Origin of the sequence: Polynucleobacter sp. 30F-ANTBAC (assembly GCF_018882385.1) — a bacterium.
GTDB lineage: Bacteria > Pseudomonadota > Gammaproteobacteria > Burkholderiales > Burkholderiaceae > Polynucleobacter.
The window spans coordinates 40,165-58,055 of sequence record NZ_JACVON010000001.1 but is presented as its reverse complement, the minus strand read 5'-3'; the positions used below and the strand labels follow the sequence as shown (position 1 = coordinate 58,055).

Here is a 17,891-nt window from a genome sequence, read left to right as displayed (position 1 = left end):
CCTCTATCTTTTTAAAACTTACTTCTTTAACTGCCCAGACACCTGAGCAGCCCACTCATCCGGAAGCCAAGCTTGCGTCATTCCAATCAATAATTCAATTGCTGGAAGAGTCCAAGCCTTACGCCATTCTGTTGTTTGCGAGACAGTTGTTAAGGTTGCCAAACTACTTAGCACCACAACAATCAACACCCCTCTTAGCAAACCAAATGCAAATCCTAAAAAACGATCCATCGGGCTCAAGCCAGCTTGCTGCATCAGTTTGGCTAAAAATTTACCAATCAGTGCGCAAACGATCATGACAACGATGAATAAAATAATGAAGCCCAAAGCCAAACGCATCATCTCGCCGCCAGGTACTCCTGTTAACCATTCATACGCCAACCAAGTCGCGTAGTGATAAGCAACCCAAGAGGCAGCCACCCATCCAACCAAAGCCAAAACCTCACGAACCAAGCCACGCCAAATGCCCATCAACGCTGAAATTGCCAATATGGCAAAAACAATAATATCGATGAGCGTCAGGTTAAAGTCCATGAAATAAATTCTTTAAATAATTAATTAGGCTTTTGCTCGACAACTTTAGGACTTAAGCCCACATAACGAATTTTTTTCTCAGCAGCCTCTGCACTAGCTTTATCAGCATATGGGCCCGACCTTAACAAGTGGAGTTTCGCGCCTTCTTTGTTAGTTCTGAACTCAACGAAGGTATTTACCTTTTGCTCTTTGAGTTTGGCTTGCCAATTCTTCACCCGCTCCTCCGATGAGAATGCGCCAATTTGAATCATGTACTTCGAGGATGTTGCTAAATTTTCTGGTTTTGTTTCAGGTTTTTTATCCTGACGATTCTCAAGAATCGCCACCACTTCCTCACCCTTATCGAGAGTCTTATTAACCGGTGCAGCAGGCTTATCAGACTTAACCTCTTCTTTTTTAGCCTGCTTGGTATCTTTTACGTCTTTAGCTTCTTTAGTGTCTTTGGATTCTTTAGCGTCGTCTTTTTTTACTTCTTTGCTATCGGTAGCCACACTATTTTTTGGGTTTTTATCAGCAGGATCTGATTTTGATTCTGCTAACTTCTGATCTTTGGCGCCCGGCTGAATAATTTGTATAGCAATGTCATGAGGGTGCTGCTTAGGCTGAGAATCAAAAAGAATTGGCAAACCTGCCACAGCGACAGTAACTAAAAACACTGCGCCAATCAATCGATGGCGCGCTTTTTGACGCTCAGGATCTTCGGTGAGCTCATCAGCAGCTCGTGAGTTGCTTTTAGTACTTGGACGGTTAAAAAAAGGTAGGCGCATCAGCTAAATTTCTAAGTCAAAGTGGTGTCATATTTAATGAGCTTTTGCATTTCGATAGGCCAACACACCAGCAACAGTGTAGAAGGAACCAAACACCGTAATTCTATCACCCTCACCTGCCTTTTTAAGCGCTGCTTGGTAGGCTTTTTCAGGACTCTCAAAGGTTTCGATCCCAGAGTCCTTACCCTCCTTGAAACCTAAGGCTTTCAATTGCTTAGCCAAACTCTCTGCCGAGTCTGCTCTAGCTGTCGGTAAGTCACAAAAATACCAAAAATCAATCTTATCAAGCATCGGCTTTAGAACGCCTGCAATGTCTTTGTCGGACATAGCCCCAAATACTGCAATCGTATAGGGGTGGTAAGCCATGTTCTCCAAGTTTTGCGCTAAAGCTGCGCTAGCATGAGGGTTGTGCGCTACATCTAAAATAATGGTGGGCTGACCCGGTAATACCTGGAATCTGCCTGGCAACTCCACCCAAGCCATGCCATTTCTGATTTCTTGAGCTCCGACAGGTAATCGGTCACGCACCGCCATTAAGGCCGCAATGACGGCTGAAGCATTGAGCAATTGGTTAGCCCCCCTCAGAGCGGGATACCCTAGACCTGAAAAACGCTTGGAACGCCCCGCCCATCCCCATTGCTGCTTATCACCTTGGAAGTTGTAGTCACGCCCCATCAGCCATAAATCAGCGCCAATTTGATTCGCATGATCAATTAAAGACTGTGGTGGCACAGGGTCACCGCATACAGCGGGACAGTTGGAGCGGAAAATACCTGCTTTTTCAAAAGCGATCTTCTCGCGAGTGTCGCCAAGATACCCCATGTGATCCAAATCGATACTGGTCACAATCGCACAGTCAGGATCAATGATATTGACAGCATCTAGGCGCCCGCCTAAGCCAACTTCTAGGATGACAGCATCCAAACCGGCCTTTGAAAAAAGGTGCATGATGGCCAAGGTCGTGAATTCAAAGTAAGTTAAGGTTGGCGCATCAGCTAGGCTAACCCTTGCCTGCTCAACAACTCTGAAATGCTCCAGTAATTGTTCATCACTGACCATCTCACCCTGTATCCGGGCGCGCTCATTGAACTTTAAAAAATGAGGGGATGTATGGCAACCGACCTTGTAGGAAGCAGCTAAAAGAATACTTTCAAGCAATGCACATGTGGAGCCCTTGCCGTTGGTACCACCCACCGTAAATACAAGAGCTTCTATCTTTAAATCAAGGGCTTGTTTCACACGATTGATGCGGTCCAAGCCCATATCAATTCCGACAGGATGGGCCTGCTCTAGGTGCTGCAACCAATCATCTAAATTATCAAAGGTCACAGGCAAACCCGAAGTGACGTTCGAGTTAGGCAACAGTGTCGCTTGGCTGCTTTAGCAAAAGAGCCAACAACTGTGCAATCTCTTGGCGCATCTGACGACGATCAACAATCATGTCAATGCCACCTTTTTGCATCAAAAACTCCGAACGCTGGAAGCCTTCAGGTAATTTTTCACGAACAGTCTGCTCAATCACGCGTGGACCAGCAAAACCAATTAAAGCCTTTGGCTCAGCCATCACCACATCACCCATAAAGGCAAAACTGGCAGAAATACCACCCATGGTTGGATCAGTTAGAACGCTGATGTAAGGGAGTCGAGCATGAGCTAACTTAACCAACATGGCATTGGTCTTAGCCATTTGCATGAGAGAAAGAAGACTCTCTTGCATACGTGCGCCACCTGTTGCGCTAACGCAAATAAAGGGTACTTTTTGCTCCAAAGCCATCTGGGCACCACGAACAAAACGCTCGCCCACCACAGAACCCATAGAGCCACCCATGAACTCAAATTCAAAACAAGCAATAACGACAGGGATCGAATGGATAGAACCTGACATTACCACCATGGCATCCGTCTCGCCAGTAGTATCAATCGCGTCTTTTAGGCGATCAGGGTATTTTTTAGTATCTTTAAATTTAAGAGGGTCAATCGGTAGAACTTCTTGCCCAATCTCATGACGACCTTCTTGGTCAAGCAACTTGTCAAGACGCTCACGTGCATTGATGCGCATATGGTGGTCACACTTAGGGCAAACGTGCAGATTGGCTTCGATATCGTTGCGATAGAGAACCGCTTCACAGGATGGGCACTTCACCCATAAACCTTCAGGCACAGTTTTACGTTGTGCAGGATCAGTATGTTGAATACTAGGTGGAAGTAGTTTGTCTAACCAACTCATATTATTTGTCCAAAGCCTCGCGAATGTCCCGAAGGAAACGTTCCAAGCATTGTACTCTCTGTGAGCTAGGGGTTTCCTCTAATAATTGGACAATTCTGCTACCAATAACCACTGCATCGGCTGTTTGGCCAATAGCTACGGCAGATGCAGCATCTCTAATGCCAAATCCCACCGCAATTGGCACCTCAGAAGCAGCCCTAATTTGGGGAATAATTCCCGCCACAGCCTTGGTATCCAAATTGGCGGATCCCGTCACCCCTTTGAGAGAAACGTAGTAAATATAGCCAGATGCCACTTTACCCACCTGGTCAATACGATCCTGGGAGGAAGTTGGCGCCAAGAGGAAAATGGGGTCAATTCCGGCCTTTTTGCACTGGAAAGCAAAGTCTTCGCACTCCTCAGGGGGGTAATCCACCACCAAAACACCATCAACACCGGCGTCTTTAGCTGTTCTTACAAAAGTCTCTGTCCCCATGTGTTCGATCGGATTGGCATAGCCCATCAAAACAACCGGCGTGTCGGTATTGGTTTGGCGGAACTCTTTCACAATCTCAATCACATGCTTCAAGCTCATGCCATGAGACAAAGCACGCTCAGAAGCTCGTTGAATCACTGGACCATCTGCCATCGGGTCTGAGAAAGGAATACCCAACTCAATCACATCCGCACCACCTCTTACGAGAGCATGCAATAACTCTAGAGTGATACCTGGCTCTGGATCACCTGCCGTGATGAATGGAACGAGACCTTTACGTCCTTGTGCTTTTAAGTCAGCAAATACTTTTGCAATTTTTGACATCTCAATTCCTAAAACTTCAAACCTGATTCTTGGGCTACCGTGTGCATATCCTTATCACCACGACCGGAGATATTAACCAAAATGGTTTTGTCTTTTGGCAACGTGGCGGCCAACTTGCAAGCATAAGCAATCGCATGACTTGTCTCTAAAGCTGGGATGATGCCCTCAATACGGCAGCAATCATGAAAAGCTTTGAGCGCCTCTTCGTCTGTAATGGCAACGTACTCCGCTCTCTTAGAGTCCTTCAACCAAGCGTGCTCGGGACCAACCCCGGGATAGTCCATGCCTGCTGAGATGGAATGCGTTTCTGCAATCTGACCATCTTCATTTTGTAATAAATAAGTGCGATTACCATGGAGAACGCCTGGAGAACCAGCGACCAAAGCAGCAGAATGATCCTTGGTATTTAAGCCACGACCTGCTGCCTCAACACCAATCAACTTGACGTCCGGCACATCGATGTACGGATAGAAAATACCCATTGCATTGGAACCGCCACCTACGCAAGCCATCACGTAGTCCGGTTGACGACCAATCATTTCTGGCATTTGCACTTTGCACTCTTCACCAATTACGCTTTGGAAGTCGCGCACCATCATCGGATAAGGATGAGGACCAGCAACAGTACCAATAATATAAAAAGTACTTTCCACGTTGGTTACCCAATCGCGCATGGCTTCATTCAGCGCGTCTTTTAACGTCTTAGTACCTGATTCCACTGGAACAACTGTGGCGCCCAAGAGCTTCATACGGTAAACGTTTTGAGCTTGGCGAGCCACATCCACAGCACCTTGGTAAACGATGCACTCAAGACCCATACGAGCGCAGATGGTGGCGGTTGCCACACCATGTTGACCCGCACCGGTTTCGGCAATGATGCGCTTTTTACCCATGCGCTTGGCCAACATAGCTTGACCAATCACGTTGTTAATCTTATGGGCACCGGTGTGGTTGAGATCTTCACGCTTGAAGTAAATCTGAGCCCCACCCACCATGTCGCTCCAACGCTTAGCGTGGTAAACCGGTGATGGACGACCGACGAAATGTTTTAACTCTGAATGGAACTCGGCCATGAACTCAGGATCATGCTGGTACTTGGCATAAGTCTCTTTGAGTTCATTTAAGGCATACATCAATGTCTCAGAAACGAACACACCACCATAGGGTCCAAAGTGACCTCTGATGTCTGGAAAATCATACATAGTCTTGACCTTTTATATAGGGAGGATGCTGGCATCAGCATCCCGAACAGCTTGAATAAACGCCTGCATTAACTCAGGGCTTTTTTGACCTTTAGCTATTTCTATCCCGCTTGAGATATCAACGGCACAAGGTTGAAGGTGTGAGATTCCCTCGCCCACGTTGTGCGTGTTCAATCCACCACTCAAAACGACCCGATGCGCGTTTTCTTTTGCCCATAATTCCGGTATCAAAGACCAATCGAATACATGCCCGCCTCCACCGTAGCCTTCAACAAAGGCATCCAATAAAAAGCCAGCTGCTTGGCTGTATTGTAGAGAAAAATCCTCAAGTCTGAATCCCGGCTGCATTCTGGCGGCTTTGATCCAAGGAGAGCCATCGGCTATTTCAGTACAACGCTCCGGGGACTCGTCCCCATGGAACTGCCAGAGACTCACAGGCATGCGGTCTTTGATGCGTAAAACCTGCTCATCCGTGGGGTTCACCACCAAAGCAACGGCATCCATACCCCCAGGCATTCGACCCACCAGAGTGGCTGCCACCTCAGGACTGACATAACGAGGGCTAGGCTCATAAAAGACAAAGCCCAAGGCATCTACCCCCAGGCGCACGGCAGCATCCACGTCAATTGAGCGTGTGAAACCGCAGAATTTGATCCGTGTTTTGCCAGGAGTATGTTTTAAAAGGCCCATAAGATCTAATTTTGTTATTTCTATAACTTTTACTAAGGTTTGAATAGACTACCAGGTAACAAGCTTCCTGAAAGTTCAGGCTCTGGAATCTGAAAGTGCTCAGGATAGCCTACTCTGACCAAATACAAACCATCCGCCATGAATGTTGGGGCAGCCACTTGGCGACTTCGGGCATCTAAAACTTGTTTCAACCAAGCGGGTAGCTCCTTGTTTTGACCAACTACTAATAGCGATCCAACCAAATTTCTGACCATGTGGTGTAAAAACGCACTGCCCCTGAACACAAAGTAGACCCAAGGACCCTGTTCATGAATCCCCACTTCATAGAGAGTTTTAATTGGGGAATTACTTTGGCACTCGGATGACCGGAAAGAACTGAAATCTTGTTCACCAATCAAACACTGGGATGCCTCTCGCATAGCAGCCATGTTCAACGACTGACCTTGAGGAATCTGCAGGTATCCAGCTTTATTGGCAACTAAAGGGGATGGCTGAGGCCCCGTATAAAGCGCATAACAATAAGTTCGCTCAAAAGCCAAATAACGCGCATCAAAATCTGCTGAAACGGGCTTCACCCATTGCACCACCATGGAGCTTGGCAAGAAACTGTTAACACCCCTTACCCACGAGATATCGGGACGCACGATGTCCGTATCAAAATGCACAACTTGACCTAGCGCATGAACACCCGTATCAGTTCTTCCAGCTGTAATTGTTTTAATCGGGGGTAGCTGAGGATCCCCCACAAACTGATGAAGAGCTTTTTCTAAATAGTCTTGGACTGTTTGACCGTTCGGTTGGGTTTGCCAACCAGAGAAGGCGGCACCGTCATACTGCAATCCCAGTGCTAAACGCATATCAAGCGCTGCGTTGATCGAGCTCAGCCAATAAAGATTGGGCTTGAATAGTTAAATCAGGGTCAACTTGAGTGCTGACCAACAAGATCTCATGGAGCGCTTGACGTGCCGCTTTAAAGTCTTCAATGGTGATATAAGCCCTAACCAAATTAAGTTTAACTCTCAAGGTTTCTGCAGACGGTAAAAATTCTGACCTTGAATGAGCAACCTTTTTAGCCGCCTCACCCAAGCTCAAGTCCAACGTTGCAAATAATTGAGCTGCCTGCGGAGGAACAGCGACTTCATCTGAATGGCGAGGTTGACTCACCTGATTAGCTTGACGCTTAGAAAGCTTTAATAAAACCATCAACGCAATAAGAGTCGCTACTGCAATAGCGATTGGACCCATATAAGTTTTCCAATCAGCTGGCGCAGGAGCCGCAGGCTTCGCTGGGTTCTGAATCAAGCTTTTTAAATCAGCAATATTTTTCTCAAGTTCAATAATTTTTTGCTTGGCCTCTGCCAAAGCTTTTTCTTGAACCAACAACTCTTCCATGCGACGCTTGGCATCACCTTCGAGACCATCTGCCGGTCCGACTTTCAAGCGATCCCCTGACACTGTTAATTTTGTTACTTCAGCCAAAGACAACTGGGCCTGTCCAGAACGGTACGCTTGATCTGCTGAGCTGGCGATTTCTTTTGCTTCCTCTTTGGAAACACTTTGAACCATCGCCTTACTTGGCATGCTGAGTTTCGTCCCAGCGATTAGGCGATGGATACTGCCACCTGCAAAAGCTTGGGGATTAGCACGATAAAGAGCAATGAGCGCTTGATCCAAATTAGCATCATCAAAGTTCGGTAATGCACGTGCCGCGATTTCTGTCAGAGTGTCACCACTCTTTACTTCCACTTTAGACTGATCCGCCACCATCAAGGTATAAGCGCGACGAACTAAACCAGCTGACCAACGCAACTCAATCAGTGCATCTAAAAATACTTCACCATCTTGAAGTCTCAAACGTTCGTCGGATGCTATCAGCACTGCCACCGGGTCTTGGTTAGAGCCTTTTAACAGACTAACTTTTAGCTGCGCTTGCGTGGCTGATGAACTAATGCCTAAGCGCTGATAAATCTCTGCTGTAGAAAGTGCTACCTGAAGATCTTTAATCGTTGCAAGTTCATCGGGTTTAACTTGAATCGCAATTTCTGCTTTTAACGGTTGATCGGATTTGGATTGAACCGTTAAGTTACCCAAGCTTAGAGCAAGAGCTTGCCCAGTCACTAGCAGACTTAGCAAGCCAACGCTGAGCGCTTGGACGAATCCCAAAATTAACGCTCCAACAAAATACGTAACATGCGACGTAATGGCTCAGCAGCACCCCACAATAACTGGTCACCCACTGTAAATGCAGCTAAATAATCAGGGCCCATCGCCATCTTGTGCAAGCGACCAACAGGCACTGTCAATGTACCGGTCACTGCTGCAGGCGTTAAATCACGCTCAGAAATTTCGCGATCATTTGGAACTACTTTGACCCAATCGTTCGCACTAGCCAAAATGCCTTCAATGTCAGCCAAAGGAATGTCTTTTTTCAACTTGATCGTCAAGCCTTGTGAGTGGCAACGCATTGCCCCGATACGAACACATAAGCCATCAATTGGAATGCTACCTGGTGTACGGAATGGTGCATTGCCTAAAATCTTGTTGCACTCAGAGCCGCCCTTCCACTCTTCTTTTGTTTGACCATTTTCAACAGGCACATCAATCCATGGAATCAAACTGCCCGCTAACGCCGTGTTGCGGAAATTTTTCTTTGGAAAATCTGCTGAGCGCATAGTTTCAGAAACTTTGCGATCAATATCCAAAATGGCAGAAGCAGGATCGGCTAACTCAGTCTTTACTGCATCATGCAAAGCGCCCATTTGCGATAACAACTCACGCATGTTTTGCGCGCCAGCACCTGAAGCAGCTTGGTAAGTCATAGCACTGACCCACTCAATCATGTTCTCGCGAAACAAACCACCCATCGCCATCAACATCAAGCTAACGGTACAGTTGCCGCCCACCCATAAGTTACCGCCTTTAGAAATCGCAGAGTCAATCACAGGGCGATTAACAGGATCTAAAACAATCACTGACTCGTCGACCATACGCAATGAGCTGGCCGCATCAATCCAGTGACCTTTCCAGCCGGCCGCACGAATCTTTGGATAGACTTCCTTGGTGTAGTCACCGCCCTGACAAGTGATGATCATGTCGCAACGCTTTAATGCCTCAATATCGTCAGCAGCGTAAAGCTTCTTCTCATTTTTAGCCATTGCTGGAGCTGGGCCACCTGCGTTGCTGGTACTGAAGAAAACAGGTTCAATCAGAGCAAAGTCGCCCTCATCTTGCATGCGCTGCATCAACACACTACCAACCATCCCACGCCAACCAACTAAACCAACCAATGGAGTTGCCATCACGACACCTATCTTTAAATAAATGAGTTAATTAATTTGTAACTATTGTTTTTATGCCTCAGGGGCATCTATATTACAGAGCTTTGAGAACAGCTTCGCCCATTTCACGAGTTCCCACAAGCTGGCAGCCCTCAGTTTTGATATCACCTGTTCTATAACCTTGAGCTAAAACTTTTTGCACAGCTGCTTCAATACGATCAGCTTGCTCTGCCTTACCCAATGAGAAACGTAACATCATGGCTGCAGACAAAATTGTTGCCAATGGATTCGCGATGCCTTTGCCAGCAATGTCAGGAGCAGAACCATGACTTGGCTCATAGAGACCCTTATTGCTCTTATCCAATGAAGCAGATGGAAGCATGCCAATTGAACCTGTCAACATTGCCGCCTCATCCGACAGGATATCTCCAAACATATTTCCAGTTACGATCACATCAAAAGCCTTGGGTGCTTTGACTAACTGCATCGCTGCGTTATCCACATACATATGAGTTAACTCAACATCTGGATATTCTTTACCAACTCTGATCACTACTTCTTTCCATAACTGGAAAGTCTCCAATACGTTTGATTTATCCACACTGCAAACTCGTTTATCACGCTTCTGCGCAGCCTGGAATGCCACGTGAGCAATGCGCTCAACTTCTGGCTCGCTATAACGCATCGTATCAAAGCCTTCACGAGCGCCAGGGAATAAACCATCAGTTGCTGTACGAATACCCTTAGGAGATCCAAAGTAGATATCCCCATTTAACTCTCTAATAATTAGTATGTTGAGGCCAGCAATAATCTCTGGTTTTAAGGAGGATGCAGCTGTTAACTCTGGATAACAAATAGCTGGTCGTAAATTAGCAAATAAATTGAGGTGTTTGCGCAAACCAAGAATCGCTTGTTCAGGTCGCAACTCTCGCGCCAAGGTGTCGTACTTCCAATCACCTACTGCACCAAATAAGATAGCATCGGCTTCTTTAGCCAACTTAAGAGTTTCTTCAGGTAAAGGGTGTCCTTTAGCTTCATAGCCCGCTCCACCAACAGGAGCAGTCTCCATCTCAAAAGATTCACCTAAAGCGTTAAGCACCTTTACGGCTTCAGCAACAATTTCTGTACCAATGCCATCACCTGGCAAAACTGCAATTTTCATATCAAACCTTAAAACAAATTATGGGAGTTTGGTGCTAAGCCACGGCATCTTCAAGATGCGCTCTGATTCATAGGCCTTGATTTTATCGGCGTGACGCAAAGTTAAACCAATATCATCCAAACCGTTGATCATGCAATATTTTCTAAATGAAGCAATTTCAAAATCATATGACTTGCCATCAGGCGCAATGACCTGCTGCTTCTCTAAGTCAATAGTGAGCTGATAACCATTAAAGGCCAGCGTTTCATTAAATAAGTGATCCACCTGCTGTGCCGATAGAACAATCGGCAATAAACCATTTTTGTAACAGTTATTAAAAAATATGTCTGCAAAACTTGGTGCAATCACCGCCCTGAAACCATATTGCTCGAGCGCCCATGGCGCATGCTCACGCGAACTACCGCAACCAAAGTTTTGACGTGCCAAAAGAATACTGCCGCCTTTATAACGCGCTTGATTCAAAACAAAATCAGGATTCAATGGGCGATTAGTGCAATCTTGTCCAGGTTCGCCCTGGTCTAAGTAACGCCACTCATCAAATAAGTTTTGGCCGAAACCAGTTCTCTTAATGGATTTTAAGAATTGCTTTGGAATGATGGCATCGGTATCCACGTTCTCACGATCCAGTGGAACAACCAAGCCTTGGTGAACAGTAAACTTTTGCATTATTTAATGGGGGTAACAACAACGCCAGATGAGTTGGCATCATTTTTAGAGTTATCTTTGGCGCCACTTGTTTCCATTGTGCGACCTAAGTTTTGTAAATCTTGTCCTAAGCCAGCCATGGTGTTACAGGCACCAAGAGAAAAGGCCAATGCCAACAAGCAAGTAATTTTTATAGTTTTAGTCATTAATGTCTCCAATCGTTAAGCTATTTTACGAACATCAACAAAGTGACCTTCAAGCGCAGCAGCAGCTGCCATAGCAGGACTCACAAGATGCGTTCTTCCGCCATTACCCTGACGACCCTCAAAGTTTCGATTCGAAGTTGATGCGCAACGCTCACCTGGTTCAAGACGATCGGCATTCATAGCCAAACACATTGAGCAACCTGGTTCACGCCACTCAAAGCCAGCTGCTTTGAATACACGATCCAAACCTTCACGCTCTGCCTGTTCTTTAACAAGCCCAGAACCAGGAACAACCATCGCCAACTTCACAGATGGAGAAACTTTTTTAGCGATTCTTTCTACCACTCTTGCTGCCGCACGAATGTCTTCAATTCGGCTATTAGTGCAAGAGCCAATGAATACCTTATCAACCATGATGGCTTCAATCGGGGTATTTGGCTTTAAGTCCATATATGCCAAAGCACGTTCCATGGCTTCACGCTTCACGGAATCTTTTTCTTTATCAGGATCAGGTACGCGATCATCAATCGACAAAACCATTTCTGGAGAAGTTCCCCAAGTAACTTGAGGTTTAATATCTTCAGCGCGCAACTCAATGGTGCGATCAAAAGAGGCGCCTTCATCCGTATTTAAAGTTCTCCAGTACTGTAGCGCATGACGCCACGCCTCACCTTCAGTTGGGGAGTAAGGTCGACCTTTGACATAATTGATCGTCGTTTCATCAACGCCCACAACACCTGAACGTGCCCCCGCCTCAATGGCCATGTTGCAAACTGTCATGCGACCCTCCATTGAGAGTGCGCGAATAGCGTCGCCAGCAAACTCAATGGTGTAACCGGTACCACCTGCTGTACCAATTTTGCCAATAACTGCTAAAACGATATCTTTAGCAGAACATCCCAAAGGAAGTTGGCCATTCACACGCACCAACATGTTTTTACTCTTCTTCATGAGCAACGTCTGAGTAGCTAACACATGCTCCACCTCAGACGTACCAATACCAAAAGCCAGCGCACCAAAAGCGCCGTGTGTACTTGTATGAGAGTCACCACAAACAACAGTCATGCCAGGCAATGTGGCGCCCTGCTCAGGACCGATTACATGCACAATACCTTGACGCTTATCGTTCATTTTGTATTGCGTGATACCAAAAGAATCGCAATTCTGATCCAACGTATCAATTTGCAAACGCGATACAGGGTCTTTGACCACTTCAGACCGATCCGTTGTTGGAACGTTGTGATCTGAAACAGCCAAATTAGCAGAATTTCGCCAAATAGGTCGCTTTGCTAAAGACAAACCCTCAAAGGCTTGAGGGCTAGTCACTTCATGTAATAACTGTCTGTCAATGTAGAGGACGGTCGTCCCGTCCTCTTCCATATGAACCACATGGTCATCCCATAACTTATCGTACAACGTGCGTGCCATGTCGACCCTTTAATTAACGCTTAGCGATTGGCTGAACTGCGCGAGTAGCATGGCCAACGAATAACTGACGCGGACGACCAATCTTGTATTCGGCATCAGTGATCATTTCTTCCCACTGAGAGATCCAACCTACTGTACGTGCTAGCGCAAAAATACATGTGAACATTTCTGTTGGGATGCCCAGGGCGCGCTGCACAATACCTGAGTAGAAGTCAACGTTAGGATAAAGCTTACGGCTCACAAAGTATTCGTCTTCAAGAGCGATCTTCTCAAGTGTCATCGCTAGCTTAAACAATGGATCATTCTCAAGACCCAACTCTTTAAGAACCTCATGGCATGTCTCACGCATCAATTTAGCGCGTGGATCAAAGTTCTTGTAGACGCGATGACCAAAGCCCATCAAACGAACGCCCGAATTTTTATCTTTTACTTTAGCGATGAAATCATCAATCTTCTCGACGCCACCGTTTGCTTGAATCTCTTCCAACATCTGCAAACAAGCTTCGTTTGCACCTCCATGAGATGGCCCCCACAAACAAGCCACGCCCGCAGCAATCGCAGCAAAAGGATTAGTGCCTGATGAGCCAGCCAAACGAACAGTTGAAGTAGAGGCGTTTTGCTCGTGATCCGCATGCAAAATAAAGATACGATCTAATGCGCGTACTAAAACTTCATTGATTTTGTAATCTTCACAAGGTGTTGCAAACATCATTTGCATGAAGTTAGCGGTATAAGAAATATTATTCTTTGGATAAATAAACGGTTGTCCTACAGAATATTTATAAGCCATCGCCACCAATGTTGGCATCTTCGCGATCAAACGGATTTGAGCAACCTCACGCTCGTGCGCTGTACTGTAATCCACACCATCGTGATAGAAAGCAGCCATTGCGCCAACCAAGCCAGTCAACACAGCCATTGGGTGTGCATCACGGCGGAAACCACGCAAGAAGAATTGCATTTGCTCGTGAACCATCGTGTGATGCATTACTAAAGCATCAAACTCTTCTTTTTGTTTTTTATTAGGCAACTCGCCCTTTAATAATAGGTAGCAAGATTCCAAGAAATCGCAATTAGTTGCTAAATCTTGAATCTGGTAACCACGGTAAAGCAACTCACCTTTGTCACCATCAATGTAAGTGATCTTGGAGTTGCAAGAAGCTGTCGACATAAAGCCTGGGTCATAGGTAAATTTGCCCGTTTGACCATATAACTTGCGAATATCAATCACATCAGGACCCACTACACCCTTATAGATTGGCAACTCAATGGCTGGAGTACCATCTGAGAACGATAACGTGGCTTTTTCATTAGAGGCGTTCATTTTTCTTTCCTTATACGCGTTATTAGGGTCTTATCAAACAAGCAAGCTTTATTCCAGGCAACTACTTTTGGACTGCAGGCAATCCAGGAGTGCGCAACATGGCCAGGACACGTCGCACCTCATCTGTCGCAAGATCTCCCTCCGGTTCCTTGCGACGCAATAACAAATCCATCAGATCGTTATCACTTAAATCTAGCAACTGATTTAAAGGCTCAAGATCAAGCTCTTCAATCGTTGCATGGTGACGCTCAAAAAAGCGCTCCATCATCAAATCATTTTCAAGCAGACCTCGTCGCGCACGCCAACGCAAGAGCGACAAGGTTTCTGATGAAATTGGCATTAAACGGCTCGACGAACCATGAGTTCTTTAATTTTGCCAATTGCCTTCGTTGGGTTGAGACCTTTTGGACAAACATCGACACAGTTCATGATCGAATGGCAACGGAATAGACGGTATGGGTCTTCCAAGTTATCCAAACGTTCACCAGTTACTTGATCACGGCTATCAGCAATGAAGCGATATGCCTGCAACAAGCCAGCTGGGCCTACGAACTTATCTGGGTTCCACCAGAATGATGGGCAAGATGTTGAGCATGAAGCGCACAAAATACACTCATACAAACCATCCAACTCTTCACGCTCTTCAGGGCTTTGCAAACGCTCTTTCTCCGGAGGAGGAATATCGTTAACCAAGTAAGGACGGATCGAATGGTATTGCTTAAAGAACTGTGTCATGTCCACAATCAAATCACGCACAACTGGCAAACCAGGCAATGGGCGCAAAGAGATTTTATTTGGCAGTGTCAACATGTTTGTTAAACAAGCCAAACCATTTTTACCGTTGATGTTCATTGCGTCAGAGCCACAAACACCTTCACGGCAAGAACGACGGAAAGATAATGTCTCATCCATCTTCTTAAGCTTCATTAAAGCGTCTAACAACATACGCTCTGAACCATCTAATTCCACTTCATAAGACTGCATGCGAGGCGCAGCGTCTTTTTCTGGATCGTAACGGTAGACTTCAAAAATACGAGTATTGCTCATTTTTTAATCCCTTAGAAAGTACGTACTTTAGGTGGAACAGATTCAACTGTTAGCGGTGTCATCTTGACGGGCTTGTAGTCGAGTTTGTTACCTTCGCTATACCAAAGCGTGTGCTTCATCCAATTTTCATCATCACGTTCTGGGTGATCATCATGCGCATGAGCACCACGACTTTCACGACGTGCAGCAGCTGAAACCATCGTTGCATTAGCAGCTTCCACCAAGTTTTCTAATTCCAAAGCTTCAATACGTGCCGTATTGAAAACTTTTGATTTGTCTTTGAGGTGAATATTTTTGGCGCGAGAAGAAACTTCTGCAATCTTTGCAACACCACTATCCATCAACTCTTGCGTACGGAATACGCCACAGTGTTTCTGCATTGTGCTGCGAATGTCGTTAGCAACGTCTTGTGTGTATTCACCCGATGTGGAGTTATCCAACTTAGCCAAACGAGCCAATGAAAAATCACCAGCGTCAGCCGGCAATGGCTTGTGCTCTTTTTGCTTCAAGGCTGTTGAGATCACGTGATTACCAGCTGCACGACCGAATACCAACAAGTCTAACAAGGAGTTAGTACCTAAACGGTTCGCACCGTGAACGGATACGCAAGAGCACTCACCCATCGCGTAGAAGCCATTAATCACTTCATTAGGGTTGCCATTCTTCGGTACGACAACTTGACCGTGAATGTTCGTTGGAATACCACCCATCTGATAGTGAATCGTTGGAACAACTGGAATTGGCTCTTTCGTTACATCCACGTTAGCAAAGTTAATACCAATCTCATAAACCGATGGCAAACGCTTGTGAATGGTTTCAGCACCAATGTGTGTCAAATCAAGCACAACGTAATCACCGTTAGGGCCACATCCGCGACCTTCTTTGATCTCTTGGTCCATTGAGCGTGAAACGAAGTCACGTGGAGCCAAGTCTTTCAAAGTTGGCGCATAACGTTCCATGAAACGCTCACCGTTCTTGTTACGCAAAATACCACCCTCACCACGGCAACCCTCTGTTAAGAGAACGCCAGCACCGGCTACGCCAGTTGGGTGGAATTGCCAGAATTCCATGTCTTCTAAAGGGACGCCTGCACGAGCAGCCATACCCATACCGTCACCGGTATTGATAAAGGCATTCGTAGAAGCTTGCCAAATACGGCCTGCACCACCCGTTGCAAACATCACACATTTCGCTTGAAGAATGTGAACATCACCTGTTTCCATTTCAAGAGCAGTCACACCTACCACATCGCCCTCTGCATCACGAATGATGTCCAAGGCCATCCACTCCACAAAGAAATGAGTTTTAGCGCGAACGTTGCGCTGATAAAGCGTGTGCAATAAAGCATGGCCTGTACGGTCTGCTGCTGCACAAGCGCGCTGCACAGCTTTTTCACCGTAGTTAGCAGTATGGCCACCGAACGGACGCTGATAAATCGTGCCGTCTGGGTTTCGGTCAAAAGGCATACCAAAGTGCTCTAACTCGTAAACCACTTTAGGTGCTTCACGACACATGAACTCAATCGCGTCTTGGTCACCTAACCAATCAGAGCCTTTGATCGTGTCATAGAAATGGTAATGCCAATTATCGTCACTCATGTTGCCCAATGAGGCACCAATACCGCCCTGCGCAGCAACAGTGTGAGAACGTGTTGGGAAAACTTTTGATAAAACGGCAACGTTTAAACCAGCCTCTGCCAGTTGCAATGAAGCGCGCATACCGGCACCGCCGGCACCAACAATGACAACGTCAAAACGACGTGTCGGTAACGCTGACTTGATGGAAGCCATTTACACCCTCCAAAGGATTTGAGCGGTATAGCCAAAGCAAGCAATCAGCCATAACGCGGTTAATACATGTAATGTCAAACGAATGCCAACTGGCTTGATGTAGTCCATCCAGATATCACGCACACCAACCCATGCGTGATAAAGCAAGCTAGCAATTGCTAAGAATGTAATGAGCTTCATGATCTGGTTAGCAAATAAACCAGCCCAAGCATCATAGGTTGAGTCGCCTAATAAAAAAGCCACCAACAAAATCAAAGTAAAAATAATCAAAATGACAGCTGTTACACGCTGCAACAACCAATCTCTGAGGCCGTAATGAGCGCCAACAACGATGCGCTTTGGTCCAATATTGTTATTAGCCATGGTATCTCCTTAAAACAAACCGAATAACTTGGCAGCACAAACGGCTGTCAAAGATAAGCTAATGATCAATACAGCAACGGCTGTTTTAGCTGAAGATGCTTTATCGATACCTTTATGCAAATCGAGCATCAAAAAGCGGATACCGGCGCAGAAATGGTGAAGGTAAGCCCAGATCAAAGCCAAAACAACCAATTTGATAATTGGATGAGCTAAAACTGACTTAAACGTCACAAAACTGACTTCTGAAGTAATGCTTTGCTCGAATAAATACAGCACAAACGGGATCAAAATGAACATCAAAAGACCGCTGACCCGGTGCAAGATGGATACCTTGCCAGCCCATGGCAAGCGGTATTTCATCAAATCAAAAACATGAATATTTCTAAATTCTGGCATTTATGACCTCACTTGTATTTTTGCCTGTTGCAA

The 17,891-nt window shown here is 45.9% G+C and carries 20 protein-coding genes; all 20 read right to left on the bottom strand.

What is annotated here, in order from left to right:
• Nucleotides 1-18 precede the first annotated feature (18 nt).
• The gene (locus ICN28_RS00340) at nt 19-534 is read right to left on the bottom strand and encodes a CvpA family protein (RefSeq protein WP_216285365.1); all 516 of its coding nucleotides are present in this window, start codon (nt 532-534) and stop codon (nt 19-21) included.
• Nucleotides 535-554: 20 nt separating this feature from the next.
• Nucleotides 555-1,301 (bottom strand): SPOR domain-containing protein, encoded by a 747-nt coding sequence (locus tag ICN28_RS00335; RefSeq protein ID WP_255536064.1) that lies wholly within the window; start codon nt 1,299-1,301, stop codon nt 555-557.
• A gap of 33 nt (nt 1,302-1,334) precedes the next feature.
• Entirely contained in the window at nt 1,335-2,636 is a 1,302-nt protein-coding gene (folC, locus tag ICN28_RS00330; RefSeq protein ID WP_216286780.1) for a bifunctional tetrahydrofolate synthase/dihydrofolate synthase, read from the bottom strand.
• Nucleotides 2,637-2,655: 19 nt separating this feature from the next.
• Nucleotides 2,656-3,528 carry an acetyl-CoA carboxylase, carboxyltransferase subunit beta gene (accD, locus tag ICN28_RS00325; RefSeq protein WP_216285363.1) on the bottom strand — a complete coding sequence of 291 codons (873 nt, stop codon included), beginning with the start codon at nt 3,526-3,528 and terminating at the stop codon, nt 2,656-2,658.
• 1 nt (nt 3,529) lies between these two features.
• Nucleotides 3,530-4,327 (bottom strand): tryptophan synthase subunit alpha, encoded by a 798-nt coding sequence (gene trpA / locus ICN28_RS00320; protein ID WP_216285361.1) that lies wholly within the window; start codon nt 4,325-4,327, stop codon nt 3,530-3,532.
• Nucleotides 4,328-4,335: 8 nt separating this feature from the next.
• Complete coding sequence (gene trpB / locus ICN28_RS00315) at nt 4,336-5,529, bottom strand: tryptophan synthase subunit beta (protein WP_216285360.1); 1,194 nt, start codon at nt 5,527-5,529, stop codon at nt 4,336-4,338.
• Between the two features lie 12 nt (nt 5,530-5,541).
• Nucleotides 5,542-6,219: a phosphoribosylanthranilate isomerase gene (locus ICN28_RS00310; protein ID WP_216285359.1), complete on the bottom strand. Its 678-nt coding sequence runs from the start codon at nt 6,217-6,219 to the stop codon at nt 5,542-5,544.
• 32 nt (nt 6,220-6,251) lie between these two features.
• Complete coding sequence (gene truA, locus ICN28_RS00305; protein ID WP_216285357.1) at nt 6,252-7,076, bottom strand: tRNA pseudouridine(38-40) synthase TruA; 825 nt, start codon at nt 7,074-7,076, stop codon at nt 6,252-6,254.
• Between the two features lies 1 nt (nt 7,077).
• Nucleotides 7,078-8,382 carry a FimV/HubP family polar landmark protein gene (locus tag ICN28_RS00300; protein WP_216285355.1) on the bottom strand — a complete coding sequence of 435 codons (1,305 nt, stop codon included), beginning with the start codon at nt 8,380-8,382 and terminating at the stop codon, nt 7,078-7,080.
• 2 nt (nt 8,383-8,384) lie between these two features.
• Complete coding sequence (asd, locus tag ICN28_RS00295) at nt 8,385-9,518, bottom strand: aspartate-semialdehyde dehydrogenase (protein ID WP_216285353.1); 1,134 nt, start codon at nt 9,516-9,518, stop codon at nt 8,385-8,387.
• A 73-nt stretch (nt 9,519-9,591) separates the two neighbouring features.
• On the bottom strand, nt 9,592-10,659 hold the full coding sequence (gene leuB / locus ICN28_RS00290; RefSeq protein ID WP_216285351.1) for a 3-isopropylmalate dehydrogenase: 1,068 nt from the start codon (nt 10,657-10,659) through the stop codon (nt 9,592-9,594).
• Nucleotides 10,660-10,677: 18 nt separating this feature from the next.
• Entirely contained in the window at nt 10,678-11,325 is a 648-nt protein-coding gene (gene leuD, locus ICN28_RS00285) for a 3-isopropylmalate dehydratase small subunit (RefSeq protein WP_216285349.1), read from the bottom strand.
• Nucleotides 11,325-11,510, bottom strand: a complete 186-nt coding sequence (locus ICN28_RS00280) for a hypothetical protein (protein ID WP_216285348.1) — start codon at nt 11,508-11,510, stop codon at nt 11,325-11,327. The genes leuD and ICN28_RS00280 overlap by 1 nt, the downstream gene beginning before the upstream one ends.
• 15 nt (nt 11,511-11,525) lie before the next feature.
• The gene (gene leuC / locus ICN28_RS00275) at nt 11,526-12,938 is read right to left on the bottom strand and encodes a 3-isopropylmalate dehydratase large subunit (protein ID WP_216285347.1); all 1,413 of its coding nucleotides are present in this window, start codon (nt 12,936-12,938) and stop codon (nt 11,526-11,528) included.
• A 13-nt stretch (nt 12,939-12,951) separates the two neighbouring features.
• Complete coding sequence (gene gltA, locus ICN28_RS00270; protein ID WP_216285346.1) at nt 12,952-14,262, bottom strand: citrate synthase; 1,311 nt, start codon at nt 14,260-14,262, stop codon at nt 12,952-12,954.
• A 61-nt stretch (nt 14,263-14,323) separates the two neighbouring features.
• Nucleotides 14,324-14,602: a succinate dehydrogenase assembly factor 2 gene (locus ICN28_RS00265; RefSeq protein WP_216285345.1), complete on the bottom strand. Its 279-nt coding sequence runs from the start codon at nt 14,600-14,602 to the stop codon at nt 14,324-14,326.
• Nucleotides 14,602-15,309, bottom strand: a complete 708-nt coding sequence (locus tag ICN28_RS00260; protein WP_216285344.1) for a succinate dehydrogenase iron-sulfur subunit — start codon at nt 15,307-15,309, stop codon at nt 14,602-14,604. Before ICN28_RS00260 ends, ICN28_RS00265 begins: the two co-directional genes overlap by 1 nt.
• A gap of 11 nt (nt 15,310-15,320) precedes the next feature.
• Entirely contained in the window at nt 15,321-17,099 is a 1,779-nt protein-coding gene (gene sdhA, locus ICN28_RS00255; protein WP_216285342.1) for a succinate dehydrogenase flavoprotein subunit, read from the bottom strand.
• Entirely contained in the window at nt 17,100-17,462 is a 363-nt protein-coding gene (gene sdhD, locus ICN28_RS00250; RefSeq protein WP_216285340.1) for a succinate dehydrogenase, hydrophobic membrane anchor protein, read from the bottom strand.
• Between the two features lie 9 nt (nt 17,463-17,471).
• Nucleotides 17,472-17,858, bottom strand: a complete 387-nt coding sequence (gene sdhC, locus ICN28_RS00245; protein ID WP_216285338.1) for a succinate dehydrogenase, cytochrome b556 subunit — start codon at nt 17,856-17,858, stop codon at nt 17,472-17,474.
• Between the last annotated feature and the right edge of the window lie 33 nt (nt 17,859-17,891).

Bases quoted from the DNA above. Each gene is read 5' to 3' on its own strand.
- sdhC (WP_216285338.1), bottom strand. From the start codon at position 17,858: ATGCCAGAATTTAGAAATATTCATGTTTTTGATTTGATGAAATACCGC.
- ICN28_RS00265 (WP_216285345.1), bottom strand. From the start codon at position 14,602: ATGCCAATTTCATCAGAAACCTTGTCGCTCTTGCGTTGGCGTGCGCGA.
- gltA (WP_216285346.1), bottom strand. From the start codon at position 14,262: ATGAACGCCTCTAATGAAAAAGCCACGTTATCGTTCTCAGATGGTACT.
- ICN28_RS00340 (WP_216285365.1), bottom strand. From the start codon at position 534: ATGGACTTTAACCTGACGCTCATCGATATTATTGTTTTTGCCATATTG.
- leuD (WP_216285349.1), bottom strand. From the start codon at position 11,325: ATGCAAAAGTTTACTGTTCACCAAGGCTTGGTTGTTCCACTGGATCGT.
- trpA (WP_216285361.1), bottom strand. From the start codon at position 4,327: ATGTCAAAAATTGCAAAAGTATTTGCTGACTTAAAAGCACAAGGACGT.
- leuC (WP_216285347.1), bottom strand. From the start codon at position 12,938: ATGGCACGCACGTTGTACGATAAGTTATGGGATGACCATGTGGTTCAT.
- ICN28_RS00280 (WP_216285348.1), bottom strand. From the start codon at position 11,510: ATGACTAAAACTATAAAAATTACTTGCTTGTTGGCATTGGCCTTTTCT.
- trpB (WP_216285360.1), bottom strand. From the start codon at position 5,529: ATGTATGATTTTCCAGACATCAGAGGTCACTTTGGACCCTATGGTGGT.
- ICN28_RS00335 (WP_255536064.1), bottom strand. From the start codon at position 1,301: ATGCGCCTACCTTTTTTTAACCGTCCAAGTACTAAAAGCAACTCACGA.
- accD (WP_216285363.1), bottom strand. From the start codon at position 3,528: ATGAGTTGGTTAGACAAACTACTTCCACCTAGTATTCAACATACTGAT.
- leuB (WP_216285351.1), bottom strand. From the start codon at position 10,659: ATGAAAATTGCAGTTTTGCCAGGTGATGGCATTGGTACAGAAATTGTT.
- sdhD (WP_216285340.1), bottom strand. From the start codon at position 17,462: ATGGCTAATAACAATATTGGACCAAAGCGCATCGTTGTTGGCGCTCAT.
- ICN28_RS00260 (WP_216285344.1), bottom strand. From the start codon at position 15,309: ATGAGCAATACTCGTATTTTTGAAGTCTACCGTTACGATCCAGAAAAA.
- ICN28_RS00310 (WP_216285359.1), bottom strand. From the start codon at position 6,219: ATGGGCCTTTTAAAACATACTCCTGGCAAAACACGGATCAAATTCTGC.
- truA (WP_216285357.1), bottom strand. From the start codon at position 7,076: ATGCGTTTAGCACTGGGATTGCAGTATGACGGTGCCGCCTTCTCTGGT.
- asd (WP_216285353.1), bottom strand. From the start codon at position 9,518: ATGGCAACTCCATTGGTTGGTTTAGTTGGTTGGCGTGGGATGGTTGGT.
- sdhA (WP_216285342.1), bottom strand. From the start codon at position 17,099: ATGGCTTCCATCAAGTCAGCGTTACCGACACGTCGTTTTGACGTTGTC.